At 64.0% G+C, this 20,343-nt stretch carries 23 protein-coding genes and 3 pseudogenes; 16 read left to right on the top strand and 10 right to left on the bottom strand.

Going from position 1 to position 20,343, the window contains the following annotated elements:
• The first annotated feature begins 74 nt into the window (after positions 1-74).
• The 8 genes and pseudogenes from WK25_RS15665 to WK25_RS32080 all read left to right on the top strand — a co-directional run.
• On the top strand, positions 75-317 hold the full coding sequence (locus WK25_RS15665; RefSeq protein WP_059569609.1) for an antitoxin: 243 nt from the start codon (positions 75-77) through the stop codon (positions 315-317).
• Complete coding sequence (locus tag WK25_RS15660) at positions 314-724, top strand: type II toxin-antitoxin system VapC family toxin (RefSeq protein ID WP_011695140.1); 411 nt, start codon at positions 314-316, stop codon at positions 722-724. The genes WK25_RS15665 and WK25_RS15660 overlap by 4 nt, the downstream gene beginning before the upstream one ends.
• Before the next feature lie 298 nt (positions 725-1,022).
• Positions 1,023-1,382 carry a hypothetical protein gene (locus WK25_RS15655; protein ID WP_236857827.1) on the top strand — a complete coding sequence of 120 codons (360 nt, stop codon included), beginning with the start codon at positions 1,023-1,025 and terminating at the stop codon, positions 1,380-1,382.
• A 48-nt stretch (positions 1,383-1,430) separates the two neighbouring features.
• Positions 1,431-1,631 (top strand): hypothetical protein, encoded by a 201-nt coding sequence (locus WK25_RS15650; protein ID WP_069242039.1) that lies wholly within the window; start codon positions 1,431-1,433, stop codon positions 1,629-1,631.
• A 422-nt stretch (positions 1,632-2,053) separates the two neighbouring features.
• Positions 2,054-2,512 (top strand): hypothetical protein, encoded by a 459-nt coding sequence (locus WK25_RS15645; protein ID WP_156789043.1) that lies wholly within the window; start codon positions 2,054-2,056, stop codon positions 2,510-2,512.
• A gap of 2 nt (positions 2,513-2,514) precedes the next feature.
• Positions 2,515-2,928 carry a DUF2442 domain-containing protein gene (locus WK25_RS15640; protein WP_069242037.1) on the top strand — a complete coding sequence of 138 codons (414 nt, stop codon included), beginning with the start codon at positions 2,515-2,517 and terminating at the stop codon, positions 2,926-2,928.
• Positions 2,929-2,940: 12 nt separating this feature from the next.
• A complete protein-coding gene (locus tag WK25_RS15635; RefSeq protein ID WP_069242036.1) occupies positions 2,941-3,390 on the top strand; it encodes a hypothetical protein in 450 nt (149 codons plus the stop codon).
• A gap of 3 nt (positions 3,391-3,393) precedes the next feature.
• A pseudogene (locus WK25_RS32080) lies at positions 3,394-3,660 on the top strand (integrase); the annotation flags it as partial.
• Positions 3,661-3,711: 51 nt separating this feature from the next.
• Here WK25_RS32080 and WK25_RS15630 read toward each other — a convergent pair.
• Both WK25_RS15630 and WK25_RS31270 read right to left on the bottom strand, forming a co-directional pair.
• Positions 3,712-4,689, bottom strand: coding sequence for an IS5 family transposase (locus WK25_RS15630; protein ID WP_069242035.1), 978 nt, complete (start codon positions 4,687-4,689; stop codon positions 3,712-3,714).
• A gap of 165 nt (positions 4,690-4,854) precedes the next feature.
• Positions 4,855-5,778, bottom strand: a complete 924-nt coding sequence (locus WK25_RS31270; RefSeq protein ID WP_156789042.1) for a hypothetical protein — start codon at positions 5,776-5,778, stop codon at positions 4,855-4,857.
• 167 nt (positions 5,779-5,945) lie between these two features.
• Here WK25_RS31270 and WK25_RS15625 point away from each other — a divergent pair.
• Positions 5,946-6,554, top strand: a pseudogene (locus WK25_RS15625) (IS5 family transposase); the annotation flags it as partial.
• A gap of 72 nt (positions 6,555-6,626) precedes the next feature.
• Here the strand turns inward: WK25_RS15625 and istB are convergent.
• Together istB and istA are read right to left on the bottom strand one after the other, a co-directional pair.
• Entirely contained in the window at positions 6,627-7,424 is a 798-nt protein-coding gene (gene istB, locus WK25_RS15620) for an IS21-like element helper ATPase IstB (RefSeq protein WP_069240801.1), read from the bottom strand.
• Entirely contained in the window at positions 7,417-8,895 is a 1,479-nt protein-coding gene (istA, locus tag WK25_RS15615) for an IS21 family transposase (RefSeq protein WP_249181359.1), read from the bottom strand. Before istA ends, istB begins: the two co-directional genes overlap by 8 nt.
• Positions 8,896-9,181: 286 nt before the next feature.
• Between istA and WK25_RS32345 the strand changes: the two genes are divergently transcribed.
• From WK25_RS32345 to tnpC (WK25_RS15580), 7 genes and pseudogenes are all read left to right on the top strand, one after another.
• Positions 9,182-9,307 (top strand): hypothetical protein, encoded by a 126-nt coding sequence (locus WK25_RS32345; protein ID WP_335622157.1) that lies wholly within the window; start codon positions 9,182-9,184, stop codon positions 9,305-9,307.
• Positions 9,307-9,660 (top strand): IS66 family insertion sequence element accessory protein TnpB, encoded by a 354-nt coding sequence (gene tnpB / locus WK25_RS15605; RefSeq protein WP_027821151.1) that lies wholly within the window; start codon positions 9,307-9,309, stop codon positions 9,658-9,660. Before WK25_RS32345 ends, tnpB (WK25_RS15605) begins: the two co-directional genes overlap by 1 nt.
• Before the next feature lie 99 nt (positions 9,661-9,759).
• Positions 9,760-10,686, top strand: a pseudogene (gene tnpC, locus WK25_RS15600) (IS66 family transposase); the annotation flags it as partial.
• Positions 10,687-10,738: 52 nt separating this feature from the next.
• A complete protein-coding gene (locus WK25_RS30505) occupies positions 10,739-11,254 on the top strand; it encodes a transposase (protein ID WP_083252996.1) in 516 nt (171 codons plus the stop codon).
• The gene (tnpB, locus tag WK25_RS15590; protein WP_059760883.1) at positions 11,230-11,583 is read left to right on the top strand and encodes an IS66 family insertion sequence element accessory protein TnpB; all 354 of its coding nucleotides are present in this window, start codon (positions 11,230-11,232) and stop codon (positions 11,581-11,583) included. The genes WK25_RS30505 and tnpB (WK25_RS15590) overlap by 25 nt, the downstream gene beginning before the upstream one ends.
• Positions 11,584-11,613: 30 nt before the next feature.
• Complete coding sequence (gene tnpC / locus WK25_RS15585) at positions 11,614-13,194, top strand: IS66 family transposase (protein WP_069240766.1); 1,581 nt, start codon at positions 11,614-11,616, stop codon at positions 13,192-13,194.
• On the top strand, positions 13,167-13,991 hold the full coding sequence (tnpC, locus tag WK25_RS15580; protein WP_413464114.1) for an IS66 family transposase: 825 nt from the start codon (positions 13,167-13,169) through the stop codon (positions 13,989-13,991). Before tnpC (WK25_RS15585) ends, tnpC (WK25_RS15580) begins: the two co-directional genes overlap by 28 nt.
• A 140-nt stretch (positions 13,992-14,131) precedes the next feature.
• Here the strand turns inward: tnpC (WK25_RS15580) and WK25_RS15575 are convergent, their stop codons facing one another.
• The 6 genes from WK25_RS15575 to WK25_RS15545 form a co-directional block, all read right to left on the bottom strand.
• Positions 14,132-14,629, bottom strand: a complete 498-nt coding sequence (locus WK25_RS15575) for a hypothetical protein (protein ID WP_226209491.1) — start codon at positions 14,627-14,629, stop codon at positions 14,132-14,134.
• Positions 14,630-14,749: 120 nt separating this feature from the next.
• Positions 14,750-16,147, bottom strand: coding sequence for a HEPN domain-containing protein (locus WK25_RS15570; RefSeq protein ID WP_069242033.1), 1,398 nt, complete (start codon positions 16,145-16,147; stop codon positions 14,750-14,752).
• 110 nt (positions 16,148-16,257) lie between these two features.
• A complete protein-coding gene (locus WK25_RS15565; RefSeq protein ID WP_069242032.1) occupies positions 16,258-18,117 on the bottom strand; it encodes a phage integrase family protein in 1,860 nt (619 codons plus the stop codon).
• Between the two features lie 3 nt (positions 18,118-18,120).
• On the bottom strand, positions 18,121-18,516 hold the full coding sequence (locus WK25_RS15560) for a hypothetical protein (protein WP_226209488.1): 396 nt from the start codon (positions 18,514-18,516) through the stop codon (positions 18,121-18,123).
• A gap of 250 nt (positions 18,517-18,766) precedes the next feature.
• The gene (locus WK25_RS15550) at positions 18,767-19,384 is read right to left on the bottom strand and encodes a hypothetical protein (protein WP_069242029.1); all 618 of its coding nucleotides are present in this window, start codon (positions 19,382-19,384) and stop codon (positions 18,767-18,769) included.
• Positions 19,385-19,462: 78 nt separating this feature from the next.
• Entirely contained in the window at positions 19,463-20,266 is an 804-nt protein-coding gene (locus WK25_RS15545) for an HNH endonuclease (RefSeq protein ID WP_156789041.1), read from the bottom strand.
• Between the last annotated feature and the right edge of the window lie 77 nt (positions 20,267-20,343).

The raw sequence follows: 20,343 nt of genomic DNA, 5'->3' as shown, positions 1-20,343 counted from the left end.
TGAGTGCATTGCGAATTCGCGTCGGCTTGTATATGCTGTGGCATATGCCATCCCGATTGAATTGGAGGTACCCCATGCCAACCCATGACACCCGCCACGCGCGCCTGTTTCGCAACGGGCGAAGCCAAGCCGTGCGGATTCCGCGCGAATTCGAATTGCCGGTCTCGGAGGTCACCATCCACCGGGAAGGCCGGCGCCTGATCATCGAGCCCGTAGAGGCCGCGCCCTTGCGCGAGCTGTTCGCCCAATGGACCCCGCTGGACGAGACCTTTCCGGACATCGAGGACCTTCCGCCTGAACCGGTCGACATCGAATGACGCTGTACCTCCTCGATACCAACATTTTGTCGAACGTGATCCGCGACCCGCGCGGCGCATGCGCCACCCGGATCGGAGAAACCCCGCCGGAGCAAGTGTGCACCTCGATCGTCGTCGCGGCGGAACTGCGGTTCGGCGTCTGGAAGCGCGGCTCGTCAACGCTCGCACAGCGCGTCGAGCAGCTGCTCGCGAGCCTGACCGTGTTGCCGCTGCAGCCCGACGCGGACCGGTGCTACGGGCGGTTGCGGGCCGAGCTCGAGAAGCAAGGGCAGCTGATCGGCGCCAACGACATGCTGATCGCCGCGCATGCGCTGGCCGTCGACGCGGTCCTGGTCACAGACAACACGGCTGAGTTCACCCGCGTTGCCGGGCTGCCGGTCGAAAACTGGCTGCGATCGGCGACGTAACGCGGCGTGGCGGCCGCCGGCGGCACGATGGCAGCACCGACGCACGACAGTGCGCCTGAGAACAGAATAGGAGCGGGGATGAACGGATTCGCCGGTGCTGCGATTTTTGCCTTCGCGTTGACTGTTGGGTGCCTCGCACTCGGCTGGAGCCAACCTGCGGTGGCCACGTTCGCCGCGTGCATCGTGTGCACGGTCAACGCGTCCCGGGGCGAGTAATAAGCGCCGGCCGACCGCCCGGCACATCAGGTATGCCGATGGCCGTCCTGCGAGACGTGTGCGTGGCGAAGGAGATGGCGAAGTGACAACTCCGATGACGGCTGTCCAGCAGATGTTCCTCGAGTGGTGCATCGGCTACATGAAATTCCGGATCGCCGACGCGATGTCGGTCGGTCTGATGTCCCTCGAGGCCGAGCGCTACGATGCGCTGTGGACCATGCTGCAAAAGGGACGGTACGGCTTCCTCGATGACGACATGATCGAGATTGGCCGGCGCCTGTTTCCAGACGCCCCCAATGCACCGGAGGGTTCCGGGCTCGACGCCGCGTACGAGCATGTGTGTACGGCGCTCGACGACTGGTTGCCGAGCTTCGTCATCCCGCCCGGACAGGTGTCGTTCCTGCCGGACCCCGAACTGCCGGACGATGAGCCCGGTGCGTGAGCGGCCGCCACGATAGCATCCACCGCGTGAACCGAGAGGATCTCGACAATGAATCTGACAGCAGGGCAGTTCAAGGAAAGCGGGTGGGGCAGGGGCGTCGCGGCCGGCGTGGCGCTGATCGCGCTGGCGTGCGTTGACCGCGGGCTCTCCGCCGCGTGGCCGGCGAGTTACGGGCTGGTTCACCCGCTGGCGGCGATCGCCGCGGCGAACCTGCCGTTCGTGGCCGCGTACCTGATCATGCGGTCTTGAGCGACGGGCGAACCCGGCTGCGGCCGGGTTTTTGTGGCGCGCCGTCAATGCCGATAACTCTGCTTGGCAGACGGCACGTTGTCCGCGACGAAGGGCGCGGGACTGCCTTGTGGCGCCGGCGAACCCGCGCGGTCGACGAGATCGACCATCGTCGCACGCCGACCGGGAGCGGGTGACCGTGCTGCGCCGTCAAGTCCGCTAATTTGTATTAGCAGACTTGCAGTTAATGGATCAAAACCCGTACCCTACGGTTTATGGCTCAGCTTTTTAGGGGCAAACCCTTAGTCTGGACGCCGGGCACCGCCCGCACCGGCGCAGCCGCGGCCGACCCGGCGTGGCTCGCGGTAAACACCGAGCACGTCACGCTTGTCGCGCCGGTGCGCCGTGCTACAGTAGAAAAAACCCAACAAGATAGGTTTACCATGCTGCTGTGGACCACCGGCAACATCGAAATGCGCATCTGGCCACACGATCATTGTCCGCCGCACGTGACGGCGGTTTGCCGCCCGGAGGGCTGGACGGCGCGCTTCGTGTTTTCGATGCTCACGGATGACGTCTCGTTATGGGACATCAAGCCCAAACGGAACGCACCGGCCTTTGGCGTCGTCCAGCAGCTGGCCCAGGAGGTGCTCACGCAGCGCGTCCAGTGCCGGCTAGGATGGTGGAAATACCAGCAGCATCAGTACGGCGTGTGCCTGGACAACGCGCCGGTGTGCGGCGCGCCAGGCGGGACCATCGTGCTGTGGGAGCCGCACGCGGGCCAGGCGACGCCCGACGGCGTCATCGTCGCCGGCACCGGCGTGTATGTAGCGGGAATGGGCGTATCGGCTCAGATCGATTGGGGCCATCGCGTGACCGCTGAGCTGCTTAAGGAGGTGTGATCATGCCAGTGAAGATTAGCCTACACGACTACGACCGCGCGCTCGAGCGCGGGCGGCAGGCACTCGCGCGTCCTCATGTCATCGGCGCCCGGTATCTCCCCTCGGATCGGGTGATGGAGCTGCAATACAGCAGCGGGTGGGTGCTGCGCTTCAATCCCCGCGAGACCGAGTGGCTGCGTGACGTGCCGGAGAAGGCGTTGGCGTTTCCGTATGTCACGCCCGGTGGGGACGGCCTGATTTTTGATGATGCCGAGGTGTCGGTCAGCATTCCGGGACTGGTTGCCCAACTGGTGCCGCTCGACATCGCGCGTTCGGTAGTCGCGTCGGCGCGCGGCCGCGTCACGTCGGCCGCGAAAGCCGAGGCGGCCCGACTCAACGGGCTGAAGGGCGGCAGGCCGCCCAAAGCCACGCTCTAAGTCCCGCTACCGATGGTTCGATCGATTGCCCGCGGCCGCCGGCCGCTGTCCAAGGCACAGCTTCTGCCGCTGCCGACCGCCGACGTGCAGCGTCTGTCGATGAAGCACCATCTGGCGCTCGCCGCGCTGCGCACCGGCCATGCCGACGTCGAACCGATCGCGACGCTGATGAACGTCGTGTACCTGGCGTTTTTCCTGCGGGATCGCGGCGATCGGGACCTCGCGAGGTACCGGGACGCCGAGACGGTGCTCGCCAACCTGATCGCGCGCGTCGATGCGGGTGACGGGGCGCCTGGCGCCGGCGCGCTGACCGACGCCGAGCGCGCCGCGCTCGCGCGCCTCGTCGTGCAGCTCGACGCGCAACTGGCGGCGGCCTCGATGCAGCGATTGGCCAACGCATGGACGCGGGTCGAGCGGGTCGCGTGCAGCGGCGGCCGCTCGCCGATTCCGGCCGCCGAGTAGCCGATGGCGAACCGCCCTCAGCAGCTCGAACTGCCGCCGCCGCGCACGTACTCGCGCACCGAATTCACCGCGCTGCGCGCGCGCGTGAAAGGCCTGCCGATCGCGACGATCGCGCGGCTCTACTTCGATATGGACGAGCGCGAGCCGCTCGAGGTCGAGCGCCTGCTGCGCACCATGCGCGACGACCTGGTGTCGATCGCGCTGCGCGAGGGTTCGACCGTGCTCGTGGAGCACTTGCAGGCGTCAATCCGCAAATACGGTGAGCCGCGGCGTTGGTGCATGGAGGCGACGCCGGGCGCAATGCGCCCCTTACCCCGTGGGCTATGCGACGTACACCTTACAGCGGACGGAGTTCGGGCGTGCAGCGGCCAGCATGCGGTTGAGGACCGCCACGCCGATCGCCACTTCGCTCTGTTGAGCCTCGGGGTCGCGTGCCCGCAGACGCGCGCCGATCAGCGCCTTGTAGCGGCCCATCGTGGTTTCGACCAGGGCCCGCCGACCATAACCAGTGGCCTTCTGCCAGGCGAGCCGTCCCTGTGTCGCGATCGCTTCGAGATGATGATCGCGCTGCGTGGGCGGGCCCGTCTCGCAACTGCGCACGGCCGTGGCGCGCGGCGGAATCACGATCCGCGCGCTCGCGCTGTGGCGCGTGACCGTCTGGTACGTCGGCGCGCCGTCATACGCGCCGTCGGCGATGAACCGCCCGAGCTCGCCCGGGATCTGCTCCAGCAGCGGCGCGACCTGGGACGGATCGTCGCCGTGCTGATCGGTGAGAGTGTGCGCCACGATCTGCCCGGTGTCGGCATCGACGGCCAGATGCAGCTCGCGCCAGCGACGGCGCGACTTCACGCCGTGTTTCTCCTGCAACCACTGCCCCGCGCCGTAGACCTGCAACCCGGTGCTGTCGACCAGCACGTCCAGTGGCCCGTCGGGCAACGGCGCAACGCTGAGCGCGGGGCGCCGCTTGGCGCGCCGGCTCAGCGTGGTGTGATCGGGCACCGGCAGCGTCAGCTTCATCAACCGCAGCACCGAACCGAGCAGGCCTTCGGCTTGCCGCAGCCGCATGAGCAGCGCACTGCCCAACATCAGGGCCGTCTCGATCGCCCGGTCCGAATAACGCGGCTGGCCGCCCGGCGTGGTGCGCCGCGGCGCCCGCCACTGCGCGAGCGCCTCGGGCGTGATCCACAACGTCAGGCTCCCGCGGCTGCGCAGGCCCGCTTCGTCCTCCGGCCAGTTCGTTACACGGTGCGCCATCTTCGGGATGTGATGCCGGCGAGCGGCGTTATGCTTGTGCGGCATGCGGCAGGTTTTGAAGGGGCGGGACGTCACTCTATTACCCCAACCTTTCATCAGGCTATCCATGCACCAACGCCCGACTTCTTCATACAACCTGACAGTACCGAACCGCGGCCTTACCTGTACAACCTAGTCCGGCGTAACGAGGGGAAGCGAAGAAACCTCGCTCTAAACGCTCGAGATTTGACAATTACCGTACAGAAGTCCGTGAATAAGGCCTGGGTCGGCGGGATTTACGTAACCACACACGGTTGTTTCCGGTTTGCCATTTTCACCATCAGCTCTATAAAAGGCGACTACACGCTCCCTGTTTTGATCCGGGGGTGTCACGAGGTATTTTTCTTGCGACGACCATTTCAACAGTTTTCCCCTTAGGAGAGCAGGGTACTCTCGGACGTGACAACAAATCCCGGCCCAGACATCAACAATACGTCCATTGAAAGACTCGTCAATTTGTTCCCATTGTGAGGCGTTAGTGGTCCTCGGGAGGTCGCCGACGATAACTAAGCCATGGTTGAAATCCTCGTCCCCTAGCACAGCAAGCCCAAGCTTTACCGCGGGAAATCGCGACCTTATTATTTTGGCGGCCACCGCCGCCATCTCTCCACAATTTCCGGATCGAATATCATTAGTTAAAAGATGGTTGCCATAGTTGATGGTGCCGTATATGCTATAGTTTTTTCTAGCCTCTTCTTTTAGATAATATGCCGCGCCATTCCCCAGCAAGGCGGAGCCATCTCTGGAGTATTCAGGAGGCACCCCAACTACCTTTTGCGCCGAGTTAATATAAATCTTATTCGACGCTTTCAGTTGCCCTTTGTAGTATTTGCGCGCCTCAACAAAACATGCAAAGACATCATCGCTGGACGGCTGCGAGGCTTCGATCCCTTGCGATGCCTTAATGGTGGAAGCTGCCGAAGTGTCGCTTCGGGTCCCGCGAGACGCTCGCGTCGGCATATTGTCGAATAACGCATTTCGCCCCGCAGGTTGTGAACGACAGGGAGTTGGTGCCTGCGGTGCAGTGCCGGACGCTGCGTGCTCGGAATAGATGGTGGCCTGATTTCCGCAAACGGGAGAGATGCCGACTCGCATAAAGTGCCCGATTCTAAAGAGAGATTTTGATTTATACCCCGATTGACGGTTGCCGCCCCACTGAAAAGCGAACCTGGCGTAAGGCAAACGAAGGGCGTTGGTGCATGGATAGCCTGATGAAAGGTTGGGGTAATAGAGTGACGTCCCGCCCCTTCAAAACCTGCCGCATGCCGCACAAGCATAACGCCGCTCGCCGGCATCACATCCCGAAGATGGCGCACCGTGTAACGAACTGGCCGGAGTACGAAGCGGGCCTGCGCAGCCGCGGGAGCCTGACGTTGTGGATCACGCCCGAGGCGCTCGCGCAGTGGCGGGCGCCGCGGCGCACCACGCCGGGCGGCCAGCCGCGTTATTCGGACCGGGCGATCGAGACGGCCCTGATGTTGGGCAGTGCGCTGCGCATGCGGCTGCGGCAAGCCGAAGGCCTGCTCGGTTCGGTGCTGCGGTTGATGAAGCTGACGCTGCCGGTGCCCGATCACACCACGCTGAGCCGGCGCGCCAAGCGGCGCCCCGCGCTCAGCGTTGCGCCGTTGCCCAACGGGCCACTGGATGTGCTGGTCGACAGTACCGGGTTGCAGGTCTACGGCGCGGGGCAGTGGTTGCAGGAGAAACACGGCGTGAAGTCGCGCCGTCGCTGGCGCAAGCTGCACCTGGCCGTCGATGCCGACACCGGGCAGATCGTGGCGCACACGCTCACCGATCAGCACGGCGACGATCCGTCCCAGGTCGCGCCGCTGCTGGAGCAGATCCCGGGCGAGCTCGGGCGGTTCATCGCCTGTTGATTTCCACCGAATCTTGACCCACCGTTTTCATCTAAATCTGACCCACCCCGAGACAGCGTAGTACATCTATTCCGGTGTGGATAACTCCTCACTGCCTGCTGCTTTTGCTGCTCTCTTTCTGGTTGTCTTCGCCTTGGCAGAACTGGACTTGAAGCGCCAGGATTCATTGCCCGTTTCGACGATGTGGCAGTGATGGGTGACGCGGTCCAGCAGCGCCGTCGTCATCTTTGCGTCCCCGAACACGGTCGCCCACTCGCCGAAGCTGAGGTTGGTGGTGATCACGACACTCGTGTGTTCATACAGCTTCGAGAGCAAGTGGAACAGCAATGCGCCACCGGTCTGGCTGAACGGCAGGTAGCCCAGTTCGTCGAGGATCACCAGGTCGACGTACATCAGCTTATGGGCGATCTGGCCTTGTTTTCCGATGGACTTCTCCTGCTCCAGTGCGTTGGTCAGCTCGACGGTCGAGAAGTAACGCACGCGCTTGCCGTGGCGCTGCACGGCCTCAATTCCGATCGCTGAGGCGAGGTGCGTTTTGCCGGTGCCGGGGCCACCGATGAACACGACGTTGTGTGCGCCTGCGAGGAACGACAGGTCACTGAGTTCTCGAACCAGCGCTTCGTCGACGTGTGCCTGCGCGAAGTCGAAGCCCTTCAGGTCGCGGTGAGCCGGGAAGCGAGCGGCGGTCATCTGGTAGGCGATCGAGCGCACCTGTCGCTCCGCCGTCTCAGCCATCAGCAGTTGCTTCATGAAGCGCTCCGGGGCGAACTCCGTGTGACGCGACTGCGCCAGCAGCTCTGGCCAGGTGCTCGCCATACCATGCAGTTTGAGCCCCTTGAGTTGGGCGGCGATGTCGTTAGACATGACGGTCCTCCGGTGGGTTGGCGCGCAGGGTTTCGTAGCGGCTCACGTCGGCGGCCGGCTCTTCGGTAAGCTGGAGTTTCGTCGTCGCGAGGTTGGTGCTCGTGGTGGGTGCCTTCAACCGGCTCAGCACGTTCAGAACGTGCTCCCCACTGGGGCGTCCCGAGTCCAGCGCTGCCTGCACGGCAAGCAGCACGGCATCGAGTCCGTGTTCGCGCACCGCGGCGAGCACCTGCGTCATGATGCGATCGCCTCCCGGGTGCTTCAGTAGGTGCCGCTGCAACTGCTGCAGCGGCTGTGGCATCGTGACGAACGGAGCGCCGTTGCGCAACGCGCCGGGTTTGCGCTCAACCAGCGTGATGTAATGGCGCCAGTCGTAGAAGGTCATGTGCCGCTCGAAGCTGCGTTCGTGGCGTGCGATCTCCTGGGCGTCGGCGACGACGCTGAGATATGCCGGATAGCAGCGCACGCTCACCAGCTGGTTCGTGTACTCGGTGGGCACGCTGTAGCGGTTGCGCTGGAAGTGGATGAGGCTGGTCGACGACACCCGCAGCGTCTGCTCGACATAGCCGTCGAACGGGCGTGGATTGGGCATCAGCCTGGTGCGCTCGTCCTGCAGCACGTCCTCGACCGTCAGCTCGGGCCACTGCGGGTGCCGCATCTGCCAGGCCTGACGACACTGGCCCGCGACCCATTCGTTCAGAAGCTCCAGCGTTTCCCAGCGTCGTAGCGCAGCCTCGTGCCAGATCTGGCGGCGCCGGTCCTGCACGTTCTTCTCAACGATGCCCTTCTCCCAGCCGGCGGCACGGTTGCAGAATTCCGGCTCGAACAGGTAATGGCCGCACATTGCCTCGAAGCGGGCGTTGACCGCGCGCTCCTTGCCGCGGCCGACCTTGTCCACGGCGGTCTTCATGTTGTCGTAGATGCCGCGGCGCGGCACGCCGCCGAACGCGGCGAATGCGCGGGCGTGCGCATCGAACAGCATCTCGTGACTCTGGGTCGGATAGGCGACCAGCCAGAACGCCCGGCTGGCATTGAGCTTGACGTGGGCGACCTCCAGGCGTCGCCGCAACCCGCCGATGAAGGCGTATTCGCAGCTCCAGTCAAACTGGAAGGCTTCGCCGGGTTCGAAGGCCAGCGGTACATAGGCCTTCCTGCGCGGTGCTGCAGCCTGCTCCTCGTGCCAGCGTCTCACGAAGGCGCTGACGCGGCCGTAGCTGCCGGCATAGCCCTCGCCGCGGATGGCCTCGAACATGAACCGGGCCGTGCGCCGGTCACGCTTCGGGCGATGACTGTCTGCCCGCAGCCAGCCCGTCAGTTGCGCGGCCCACTCGTCGACGACGCTCGGGCTGACGCGCTTCGGGTACTTCGGCTCAACGGCATCCGTCTGCCGAAGCCAGCTGCGCACCGTGTTCCGGGACAGGCCCGTGCGCCTCGCAATCTCGCGCAGCGGGACCTTCTCGCGGAAATACATCCGCCTGATCTTGGCCAATATGCCCACCGTGATCACCTCTGTATCCCCTGCTCAAAGATTGAGCAGGGCATTCAATCACGTGGGTCAAAATTCGATGAAAACTACAGCCTCAGGTGGGTCAGTTCTGCGTGGACATCAACACCGCAAGGCAAGCATAGTGGCGGGGCCGGCACGGACGATCGAAGCCGAACCTTCGACGTTTGTTCCGGTGGTGGCGATCGCGAGCGCGTCGCCACCGGCGGCATCACCTACGGAGTCGTTGCCGGTGCGTCGGGAGTCACCCTCAATGTCGGCGCCGCCGCAAGCGCGCCTGTCGGTACGCTTGCCCAATGGCGTCGCGATTGATCTGGAATGCTCGGTGCAGGACGCGCCCCTGGTCAAGGCGATGATCGTCGCGTTGGGAGCGGGTTGATGTTCCGCTTCGACCACGACCTGCGGATCTACCTGCATCGTGAGCCGATCGACTTCCGGGCCGGACTGAATACGCTGGTGACGATGGTTGAACAGTCGATGCAGCTCGATCCGCTCGCACGAGCCGTCTTCGGATTCCACAACAGGAAACGGGATCGTGTAAAGCTGCTGCTCTACGATCGGGCCGGCTTCTGGCTGATGTTGAAACGGCTCGAGGTGGATCGTTTCGCCTGGCCCCGTCGTCAACAGGCCGTGATCGAACTCACGGTCGACCAGCTCCATCTGCTGCTCGATGGCATCGATCTCGACGCGCTGCGTCCGCATCCCGCCCGACAGTACTGCTTCGCGAGTTGAGGCGCGGTATCGCGAACGTTGTTGATCAACAACGGCCGCCCCGACTGTTACACATCTGCGTAAACCTGTGCGGCGCCGCGCTTCGCTATCGTGAAGCGCATGAAAGCCAATCTCTCCCGATTGCCGCGGGCCGCCAAGGCCTACATCCACGAACTCGAAACCGGTCTCGCCGAACGCGACGCCAGGATCGACGAACTGACCAGGCGCCTGGATGCGCTGGAAGAGCAATATCGTCTCGCGCTGGCCCGGCAGTACGCGCCGAAGAGCGAGAAGCGCAAGAATCGCGTGTTCAACGAGGCCGAGCAGGCGGCCGATACCGAGCCGGTCGACGGGGACGACAGTGACGTGCCTTCGCTGCCGGACACCGGGTTGCCGGAACTCGACAAGCCCGCACCCGGCAAGCGAGGCCGCAAGCCGCTGCCTGCGGATCTGCCGCGCGAGCGCATCGAGTACGATCTGCCCGAAGACCGGAAGAGCTGCCCGTGCTGCGGCAAGGCCCTGCATCGCATGGGCGAGGACGTCAGCGAGCAACTGCACATGGAGGTCAAGGTGTCGGTGCTGCAGCACGCGCGTGCCAAATATGCGTGCAGGCACTGCGAACGTCACGGTGTGCGTACGCCAATCGTGGTCGCGCCGATGCCGGCGCAACCCCTGCCGGGCAGTCATGCCAGTGCGTCGATGGTCGCAGCCGTCACGGCAGGCAAGTACGTCGACGGCACGCCCCTGTACCGGATGGAGGATGTGCTCGCGCGCTCGAACATTGCGGTCAGCCGCGGCACGCTGGCGAACTGGATCATCCGCCCCGCCGAACTGCATTACAAGCGGATCTATGATGCCCTCAAGCAGATTCTGCGCAGCCAGTGGTTGATCCACGGCGACGAGACCACGGTCCAGGTGCTCAAGGAAAAGGATCGAAAGGCGCAGGACACGTCGTACATGTGGGTCTACAGGAGCGCCGCAGATAGCGAACAACCGGTCGTGCTGTTCGAGTGTATGCGGTCCACGAACGACGCCCTTCCAATGAAGGGCAGAAGGTCAGAAGCTAAGTGTCCGCGTGGACACATGCACTCAGACCGTGATGACCGAGAAACAAGACCTTCGAAGCAGACTGGTAATTGGCCGCAGACGGGATGGCCGACGTGAATTTGATGAGGCGGCCGTACAAGAGCTGGTCGAGCTTTGCCTGAAGCCTGGCGTATCGATTGCCCGAGCGGCCATGGATCACGACGTCAATCCGAACCAGTTGCGTCGCTGGATCTCGCGCTATCAGCAGCAGATGCTGCAGGCGTCAAGAGATCCGGACCTGATGGTAATCGATGGCGTCTCGATCGACGCCCCCGGGCCGAGAGTCAGAAGTCCAGTGGATATGAGTCCCCCACCGGCGTTCTTGCCGGTCGTTTCCTCTGCCGCACCCGTGCCCCTGTCACCGCCGGCATCGACTTCGCCACGGTTGTCGATGACGCTCGCGCTCCAGGTGCGTTTGTCGAACGGTGTCGAACTCGAGCTGGGCAAGGCCATCGCGACCATCGACGAACTGACGACCCTGGTTCAGATCCTGGGGAGGATGCCGTGTTCCGGTTCGACGACAAACTGAAGGTGTATCTGCATCGCGATCCTGTCGACTTCCGCTACGGCATGAACAGCCTGTCGATTCTCGTCGAACAGTCGATGCGCCTGAATCCGATGGACTCGTCGCTTTACATCTTCGGAAACCGGCGTCGTGACCGGATCAAGATCCTTGGCTGGGATGGTAGTGGTTTCTGGCTTCTGATGAAACGATTGGAGACGAGCCGCTTCATCTGGCCCGACAACAAGGCCGAGGTCGTGACGATGACGACCGACGTATTACACGCGTTGCTCGACGGCGATGACATCACTGCGATTCGACGGCATCCGAAGCAGGAATATCTGCGCGTGAGCTGAACACGCCATCGGCATGCTAGTCTAACCGGCATGCCGATCCAGGTCACCCTCTCCGCCGACGAACTGAAGGAACTGCTCGCAATACGCGAGCAGCACGCAGCACTTCGGCAAGAGCGAGATGAACTACGCGGCGTGCTGCGTCTCGTGACGGCGGAACGCGATCTCGCCGAGGAACGACTCCGAGCCTACCGTCGCGAGCTGTTCGGCGCAAAGAGCGAAGCGCGAGACTCGGAACAGTTCGGCCTGTTCAACGAAGCCGAGGCGCTCGGTACGAACGCGACGCCCGCGCAGGAAGAGACTCCGGAAACGACGGTTGCCGCTCACGCGCGCAAGAAGCGCGGCCATCGCAAGCCGCTCGATCCGAATCTGCCGCGCGACGTTGTGCGACACGAACTGCCCGAAGCCGAACGCTTCTGCGCGCACGACGGGCACGCACTCGTCGAGTTTGGCGTGGAGATCAGCGAGCAGCTCGACGTGATTCCGGAACAGCTTCGTGTGATCCAGCACCAGCGCGTCAAATATGCGTGTCCGTGCTGCGATCTCGGCATCAAGGTCACGCCAGCGCCGCCGCGCATCATCCCGCGCGGACTGTTGAGCGAATCGGCGCTCGCGTGGATTGCCACCGGCAAGTATCAGTTCGGTATGCCGCTGTATCGCCAGGCAGGTCTGCTGCGGCGCTTCGGCGGCGACATCTCCTCGAACACGATCGCCGCCAGCATGGTGCGCGTCGGCCTCGCAACGCAGCCCGTGATCAACCTGATGCGCGATGCGTTGCTCGATGCCGCGCTGATCTACTGCGACGAGACGACGCTCCAGGTGCTGAAGGAGGAAGGCCGACGACCTCAAACGAAGAGTTACCTCTGGGCGCAAATGACCGGTTCGGGCGTCCCCATCCGCTGCTTCACCTATACGCCGGGGCGCGGTACCAAGCTGGCCGACAAGCTGTTCACCGGGATCCGCGAAGGCGCGGTCATGATGACCGACGGCTACGAGCCCTACAACGACATCGCACAACGTCACCAACTCGTGCACCTTGGATGCTGGGTTCACGTGAGACGGTACTTCGTCAAGGCGGAAGAGAACGTGCCGAAGGCTGCACGCTCGCCCGAGCTGCTCGCGACGCGCTTCATCAAATTGATCGGCAAGCTGTTCGCGGCGGAATCCCGGAGTGAGGCGTGGACGGCGGAACGACGGCAGCGGTTGCGACGACGATACAGCGCACGCGTACTCGACATCATCCACGCGCTGATGCTCGAACAGTCTCCCGGCGTCGTACCGAAAAGCTTGCTTGGCAAGGGGTTGACCTATCTGCGCGAGCAGTGGCCGAAGCTGATCCGCTACGTCGAGAACGGCAGCCTGCCGATCAGCAACAATCCCTGCGAAAACGCGATTCGCCCGTTCTGCGTCGGGCGCCGCGGCTGGTTGTTCTCCGACACCGTCGACGGTGCGAACGCGAGCGCCAATCTCTATACGCTCGTCGAGACCTGCAAGGCCAATGGCATCGATCCGTACCGATACCTCACCTGGCTGTTCCAGCGTCTGCCCCTGGCGAAGACCGCCGATGATTACGACGCGCTGCTTCCCTGGAAGATGCCCACCCACCTCCGCTGATCGGCAGCGCTACCACACATCACGCGCTTCGCCACCTCACTCTGTGGGGCGTCGTTCGTGGACCGCATACGTTCGAGTATCAACCTGGACGCGGTGGGGAACATCCGCGTGCGTTCCTCGGAGACTACGCCGGCACGCTGATGACGGACGGCTGGCCTGCCTGGCGCACGATCAAGACGGCGACGCACCTCGGATGCCTCGCGCACGCGAGGAGGCTGTTTACGGACGCGCTCAAGGGCCAGAAGAACAAGCCGAGTCCCCGCATCACGAAGGCGCTCGAGTTCTTCCAGGCGCTGTATCAGGTCGAGGCGCTCGCGAAGCAAACGCTGCCTGAAGGCGAAACGCTGACCGATTACCGGTATCGCCTGCGGCAGCAGCACAGCATGCCGCTGTTGAGCGCCTTCAAGACCTGGCTTGACGAGCTGGCACCGAAAGTTCTGCCGCAGAGCTTGCTCGGCGAAGCGATCGGTTACTGCCGTCGGCAATGGCAGTATCTGATCCGCTACGTTGATGACGGCCGTCTGCCGCTTGATAACAACGTCATCGAGCGCGACATCAGGCCGTTTGCAACTGCGAGAAAATCGTGGCTGTTCAGCGACACGGAGGCTGGCGCGAAGGCGAGCGCGATGGTCTACAGCATGATGCTCACGTGCCGCGCCTGCGGCGTCGAACCGCACGCTTGGCTGCTGCATGTGCTGACCGAATTGCCGCAACGTGCCCCTGACGCGGACATCAGCGATCTGCTGCCGTTTAACTACGCGAAGCGGCAAACCGATACCGAGGCGAGCGTGAGCTGACACAGCGAGCGCGGCCCGGCCATCGCGCCGGCGTACTCTACCGAACCTCAGTTGCGGACATCGCCGGTCAACCTCGGCCGTCGCGATGCGGCTATGCTCGCCCATCAGTTGAAAATGATTCTCCATTCGGTGTGCTGAATTTAGCGCTTACGACTCGGCAGCGAGTTGGTTTCATCAATGTAGGACGTATGGCACGCCTCCATGCGCTCCTTTAGGTCCTTGGCCATGCCTGGCGTGCCCCGGCCCGCATCGAACTTGACCGCGGGCTCGGGCTTATCGGCGTATCGCGCTCGCCCTTCCCATAGCGCGTAGAACCGCGTGATGAGCCGATGATTCAAGCTCAGCCACCGCGTGTCGCCCGCTATCAGCCGCTCTGCGAGGGATTGAAAATCGCGCTCAATGTTTGCGCCGAATCCCCCTTCGGCCCGCTGATCCCAAACATGGTTGGCGCAAAAGAGCTTGTCGCTTGCGTCGACGTTGGCGATGCGACGATTCAAAGCGACATGGATCGCGGTGATCCCTGCGTTCCGGTTGCGGAACCGCTCAATGCTCGCCCGCGGGAAAATGTGCTGCTTTCGCGTCAGCTGGTGCGGGTTTCCTTGTTGAACGGGCTCGGGCTTGTGCTTGGTGTGTTCCATGACTCAACGACGAGGTGGTTCGCGGTCAGGTCTGACGCGTCAGTCGGGCATGATACTTGGCTGCACCCGGGACAGTCGGCGTCATCTCAATCATCACGCCTCGATTGGGTTTCCGATGACTCAGCTTCCCACCATCCCGAGTCGGTGGCGCAGTTTTTGATTCGACGTGACCAGCGCGGCGATTTGTGCATCCGTGACACCGACCATCGACAGCAGCTGCAGTTGAAACAGTGCCTCGAGCTTCGTCGTCAGATAATAGATCTCCACGCCCTGCGCCGCGCGCTCGGCCAGCCGGGGATCGTAATGGGTGAGGTAGTTTCGCGTATCGACCGCCCTGTCGATGAACTTCTTTCGGGCCTCCGCGTTGCCGAAATGTCCCGCGAAAGGTTTCAGCATGGCTTTCAACCGGTTGCGCAGCGTCGGTTTGTTGGCGTAGGCGAGTTCCTCGGCGAGCCATTCCTGATACTCTTGCGGGCAACCGGCCATGATCCGCTCGACCCGCTTCGCAAATTCCTCCGGCGACTCGAGCGTCGCGTCGGTTGTTCGATCGTGCAGCGTCTCCAGCGCCTGCGCGATCGACAGGAATGCGCTCTCCAGATACGAATGCCGCCCTGAGCGAACCCCGAAATACAGATTGAACGCCGGCGCCAGCACCTCATGACGTTCGAGCCAGACCGCCATCATCTGCGCCAACTGGCCGGCCACGTCCGGATAAGCAAACAGCATGGTGTGGCGATGGAGATCGACTGTCGTCGTCTCTGTACTGGTCTCGAAAAACACCTTGAGCGGGAGAGGCTTGGTCCCCGAGTCCAAATCGATGGTGGCGTTCGGCGAAAGGGCCTCGATTGCCTCGATCGACAGCACTTCGTCTGCCGCGAATGACAGAAAGTTGACAAGGCGCCCGGCTTGCTCGAGCAGCGCCTCAAACGGCAACGGTACGTCGGGCGCGATCGTCATGCGCGCTTGTTGCGTGATGGCCGCGCCACTCGACTGACCGCCAAAGGGCGCGGTGCATCGGAATTCGAATCCGATGCGCAGGCCAGGCACGACCACGTGAATCACCGGTGGTGGAATATAGCTGACGCTCACCGACTTCAACGTATTGCTGGCAGCGTCGAATTCGAGCCGCGATGTGATCCCGCGAATTTGAAGCCAGTCGCCCAAACCCGAAATCGCCAGATCGAGTTCACTGAAACGGACGTCGGCTTTCGCCGGGAGGTGTGCCCCACGAAATACCGGGCCCACCCGTAACTTCGAACGCGATACCGTGCCAATACCCAAGCTTCGCTTGATATAGAAGCAATCGTAAAGCGTCACCTCCCCGCCTTCGATCAACCCATGAATCATGGCGACGTTGGCGGACTCCGGGGTGAACGCGCCCAACGACCCGTCAAAAGCGCCCAGCAATTCCAGCTCCCCCTTCCCCACCTCGGAAATACGCAGGCGGCCGCTCAGCGTTTCGGTATCACCCGGCCGCCAGAAATACCCTTCCAGCACCTCCAGAGCATCCAGTTTCATTGGTTTCTCCTCGTTATTTTGAATTCACGCGGCGCGAACCCACTGCGGTCGCGTACTGGCTCAGCAGCCTGCGCCAAGAGCATACGGGAACGGGCAGACGTTACCCTGAGTTACCCCGCTCGCTTGGCCGCGCCAGCCGCCAGCCGCGCGTGATACTTCGCCGCCTCCCGGCGCATCCGCGCCTCTTCCGGCGACACGTAGATCGACGTCGTGCCGAGCGACGCGTGACCGAGCGTGCGCTGTACGACCTCGAGCGCGACGCCCGCAGCCAACATCTGGGTGCCGACCGTGTGGCGAAATGCGTGAGGCGATGTGCTGGCCAGCTTACGGCGCTCCGGTTCGGAAAGATCCTCCATCACCTCGAGCAGTTGCGCGATCGCCCATTGCGTGAGTCCGCGCGCGCCGCGTACAGAGTAGCCCGCTCCGGTTGCGGTGCCAGCCCCCTCTTCGGTTGTGTCGACGGGCTCACCGAATTTCTCAAGGGCCCGCGGCGTCGGCGGGATCACCAGCGGCGCCACCAGCGGCAAGCCGGGCGGCTTGGTCGCGGTGGCCTCGTCGAGATCCTGGCCGCGATCGCGCCAGTGCGCGCGCAGCGCGTCGACACACTCGTCGCTGATCGGCACGTAACGCTGCTTGTTGCCCTTGCCGATCACCTCGAGCAACCAACTGGCCGGCGTGTCGTCCTCCGCCGGCATCCAGACCAGCGCCGCACGCGTCACCGCGGCCGCCTCGGCGATCCGCAGGCCGCCGTCTCCCATCAGCAGCAACAGCGCACGCGCGGCGCGCCAGCGCGGTCCGCTCGGGCCCTGCAGCTCGCCGCGTTCGGCCAGCGTCGCGCGGACGCGCGTCCAAAGGCTGAGCGGGAGCGCCCGCTCGACCTGCAGCTTACGCACGCGCTTGACGACGCTAGGATCGGAGACGGCCGCCCACGGGTTGCCGGCCAGATACCGCACGGCGACCAGCCACGTGAACGCCGCACGAATCGCACGCACCGCGTAGCGCTGGCTTTCCGGTGCGAGGCCGCCCGGCGCGAATGGCCGCCACTGGCGACTCGTGCGCGCGACTGGCGGCCCCGTAAAGCGCTCGCCCGGCGCCGCGAGAAACGCCTTGTACGCCTCGCAATCCTCGACGCGCATTGACGACAACGCGACGCTGCGCTCCGCCACGCACCACAACACGAGCCGCTCGAGCTCCTTCTTGTAGACTCGCTGCGTCGCGGGTCGGTCGTCGTATCGATGCAAGTACGCGCGCACCGCATCCAGATCGTGCGCGGCACCCAGATACGCGAATACGGGCGCCCGGTTCGCACCGTGCGCCCCGGACAGCGCGTCGGGCAGCGCGAGGCGCTCGAGCGGCGCCAGCTGTCCAGCGCCGGCGGTGACGCCTGCGGACGTCGGCGCAAGCGCGTCGCCGGCGTCGACGTCGACCTCGACAGCGGCGCCGATCGGCGCCGCGTGACGCCGCAGCCAGGCAACCAGCACACGCGCCCGGCCGACACCGATGCGTGGTACCGATCGCCACCACTGCCCGCCGCGGCGGTTCACGAACGCGACGAGCTCGCCGAGCGTGTGGATGCCCTCGCCCTCCAGGCGCGCGGCGACGATCGAGCGGAACCAACGGCCGACGGGATGCTCGGCCTGCGGCAGCGCGATCGCCCACTGCGCGGCGACCTGCTCGATCAGCTGCAGCGACACGGGCGTCAGGCGCGGCTCGCCGTATTTCTCGATCGCCGCCTGCAGGTGAGATTTCAATACCGGCGAACCGTCGCGCAGCGCAGCCGCCACCAGGTCATCGCGCATGGTGCGCAGCAACTGCGCGACGTCAACCGGTTCGGCAGCATCGCGATCGAAGTACAGCCGCTCGATCGTCTCGATCGGCAAGCCTTTCACGCGCGCTCGCAGCGCCGTGAATTCGGTTCGGCTGTAGCTGCGCAACGGCACCTGGGCCAGCTGCTGGGGACGATTGGCCATGGTTCAGCCTGCAGGGATGGGTGACGCGATCGCCTCGGCCGTGGTCGCGCGCTGCAGCTGCTCGAATGCCGCGACGTAGCGGTGCATCGGCACCGCGGCCAGTTGCGCGTCCAGGCGCGCAAGCGCGTGCTCGACCGCAGCGCGCTCGAGGTCGCTCAGCACACTCGGACCGCCGCGCTCGGCGCGGTCGATGCAGTCGTGGATCGCCGCCTCGGCGCGCCGGAATGGTTCCGGATCCACCGGATCGAGGAAGTACGCGAGGTAGATCGCATTCAGCAGCGTCGCCAGCTGGGCGACGTCGGCGTGCGCATCGCGCAGCGCGGCGAGCGCCAGGTGATGTTTCAGCTGGATCCGGCGCAGTTCCGCAGCCGGGATCGGCAGCAGCTTTGCCTTGGTCAACGGCCGGCGGTTTCGGAAGGTCGCTTTTCTCATCGGCTCGGAAAATTCGACGAGCGCACCTTGTCACACCGTTCGCACTGGTACGCGTGTAGCCCGCTGTCATTCAGAATATAGTGGTAATGGGTATGCTGGACCCAGCGATGCACTCCCATCAGGCACGATAACCTCGCCATCCAATTGCGAAACATCATGTCCTCCAGATCGGTTGCATATTCCTCGATCGGCGCTGCGGCGCAGTTCGGGTAGCGCATCATCGGACTCGCTGGCCTTCCTGCAGGATCGCGACGATTGCGGGGGTGCGCAGCGCGGCGCCGAGCGCGACATAGTCCGGATGGTCGCCCCGAGTCTCCGAAAACACGCACTCACTGCCGAACCCCATCGCGAACGCCATCGCCTGTGCCGGCGTGCTCTGGTCGAGCACCGTGCTGGCCACAACGTCAGCGATCACCGCCTGCTCGTGCGGCGCCGGCGCACGGCCGAGCATCGGCTTGACGGCGTCGCCTACACCGACTGCGACCAGGCTGATCAGATCGATGCGCGGCAAATAGGCCGCCAGCTGCTCGGCCATGCCGTCCTCGAGCGCCAGCGTGAAGCCCTCGCGGAACCCCGGTGCACGCTCGTACGCGATGCGCAGGCAGCGCATTTCATGCGGGTCGACCGCGATGTCGACCAACCGGAACTCATGCCGAACGTCGTACGCCTCCAGACGCACATTGCGATCATCCCCGGTCAGCGCGGGGCGCGCCAGCACACTGACACTCACGGTTGGCGAACCGAGCGAGTCGGCCGAGCTGACCGGGGTCAGCTGGATCATGTAATGCGGGCCTGCGAGTAGGACGCCGGCCTGCAGGCGCTGGACTTCGATCATGGATGGTTTCCTCGTTATGTATGTAAATCAAGCGATTGCCGTAGTGGTCTGGATCGATCCTACGCGGCAGCGGCGAAATCACGCGGGTCCGGTCGGTGCCGAGGCGGCTCGTTCGTCGTCTGCCGCACCAAGTCCAATCGGCGCGCGACCCGGCACACGTCGCGCGTTTCGTGCCGCGATCCAATCCGGGTCGTCGTTGGTCGCGACGAACAGGCTGCGTGCCGTCTGGCCTCGTTGGCGATACGTGCCGAGCTCGACTCCGCCAAAGAACCTCATCTGCCATAAGGTGATGCGCGGATTGGTGCGCAGATACACGCCGCGGTACTCGAATACGCCGTTACCGATCGTGTGCTCGACTCGGCCGCCGGCCTCGCATCGCGCCAACAGGTCTTCGAAAGTCGCCTGCCCCGTTCCCGTAAACATGTTCGCGGACGCTACCGCGAGCGGCGCAATCTGGAGATGCCAGTGGTGCCAGGCGAGCCCGAGCGCGATGTAGCAGCACAAGATGGCCAACTTCTCGCCGTCGAATGGCACCGACATCCCGGTGGACCAGTTGCCGTCAGGTTGCCTGATAAAGCGATCGCGCTGCCCGATAAGCAGCGCGCGGCTCAACGCGTCATTTTTGGCAAGTCGCGGACCGAGCTGCGTGGCGAGCGCCTCGATCGCATCATCGTGTACGCTCCCCATGAGCAAAACGGACAGCACGTAGTGTTCGAGGCGCGACTTCACTGTGTTGCATTCTTGACAGGCCGGCACCTTCGGGAGGTTGTCGCGACCGGCCATGAGAAAAAACTCGCGCGCGATCACATGGTCGGCCGTATTCGCGCCTCCCTCCAACCCGCAATACACGCACGTCTTGTTCCGAAATCGCTTGCTGCCCAAGTCGTCTCTCCTTGTCCGTGCGGAGGCGCTCTCGCCCTTCGTGGCGCGCTGCGCACCTCGTACGCGTCGTCGACCGT

The organism is Burkholderia latens, from assembly GCF_001718795.1.
Taxonomy (GTDB): Bacteria; Pseudomonadota; Gammaproteobacteria; order Burkholderiales; family Burkholderiaceae; genus Burkholderia; species Burkholderia latens_A.
This window is presented reverse-complemented; position numbering and strand designations above follow the sequence as displayed.

Bases quoted from the DNA above. Each gene is read 5' to 3' on its own strand.
- WK25_RS15665 (WP_059569609.1), top strand. From the start codon at position 75: ATGCCAACCCATGACACCCGCCACGCGCGCCTGTTTCGCAACGGGCGA.
- WK25_RS15660 (WP_011695140.1), top strand. From the start codon at position 314: ATGACGCTGTACCTCCTCGATACCAACATTTTGTCGAACGTGATCCGC.
- WK25_RS15650 (WP_069242039.1), top strand. From the start codon at position 1,431: ATGAATCTGACAGCAGGGCAGTTCAAGGAAAGCGGGTGGGGCAGGGGC.
- WK25_RS15645 (WP_156789043.1), top strand. From the start codon at position 2,054: ATGCTGCTGTGGACCACCGGCAACATCGAAATGCGCATCTGGCCACAC.
- WK25_RS15640 (WP_069242037.1), top strand. From the start codon at position 2,515: ATGCCAGTGAAGATTAGCCTACACGACTACGACCGCGCGCTCGAGCGC.
- WK25_RS15635 (WP_069242036.1), top strand. From the start codon at position 2,941: ATGGTTCGATCGATTGCCCGCGGCCGCCGGCCGCTGTCCAAGGCACAG.
- WK25_RS15630 (WP_069242035.1), bottom strand. From the start codon at position 4,689: ATGCCGCACAAGCATAACGCCGCTCGCCGGCATCACATCCCGAAGATG.
- WK25_RS31270 (WP_156789042.1), bottom strand. From the start codon at position 5,778: ATGCGAGTCGGCATCTCTCCCGTTTGCGGAAATCAGGCCACCATCTAT.
- istB (WP_069240801.1), bottom strand. From the start codon at position 7,424: ATGTCTAACGACATCGCCGCCCAACTCAAGGGGCTCAAACTGCATGGT.
- istA (WP_249181359.1), bottom strand. From the start codon at position 8,895: ATGTATTTCCGCGAGAAGGTCCCGCTGCGCGAGATTGCGAGGCGCACG.
- WK25_RS32345 (WP_335622157.1), top strand. From the start codon at position 9,182: ATGTCGGCGCCGCCGCAAGCGCGCCTGTCGGTACGCTTGCCCAATGGC.
- tnpB (WP_027821151.1), top strand. From the start codon at position 9,307: ATGTTCCGCTTCGACCACGACCTGCGGATCTACCTGCATCGTGAGCCG.
- WK25_RS30505 (WP_083252996.1), top strand. From the start codon at position 10,739: ATGACCGAGAAACAAGACCTTCGAAGCAGACTGGTAATTGGCCGCAGA.
- tnpC (WP_069240766.1), top strand. From the start codon at position 11,614: ATGCCGATCCAGGTCACCCTCTCCGCCGACGAACTGAAGGAACTGCTC.
- WK25_RS15575 (WP_226209491.1), bottom strand. From the start codon at position 14,629: ATGGAACACACCAAGCACAAGCCCGAGCCCGTTCAACAAGGAAACCCG.
- WK25_RS15570 (WP_069242033.1), bottom strand. From the start codon at position 16,147: ATGAAACTGGATGCTCTGGAGGTGCTGGAAGGGTATTTCTGGCGGCCG.
- WK25_RS15565 (WP_069242032.1), bottom strand. From the start codon at position 18,117: ATGGCCAATCGTCCCCAGCAGCTGGCCCAGGTGCCGTTGCGCAGCTAC.
- WK25_RS15550 (WP_069242029.1), bottom strand. From the start codon at position 19,384: ATGATCGAAGTCCAGCGCCTGCAGGCCGGCGTCCTACTCGCAGGCCCG.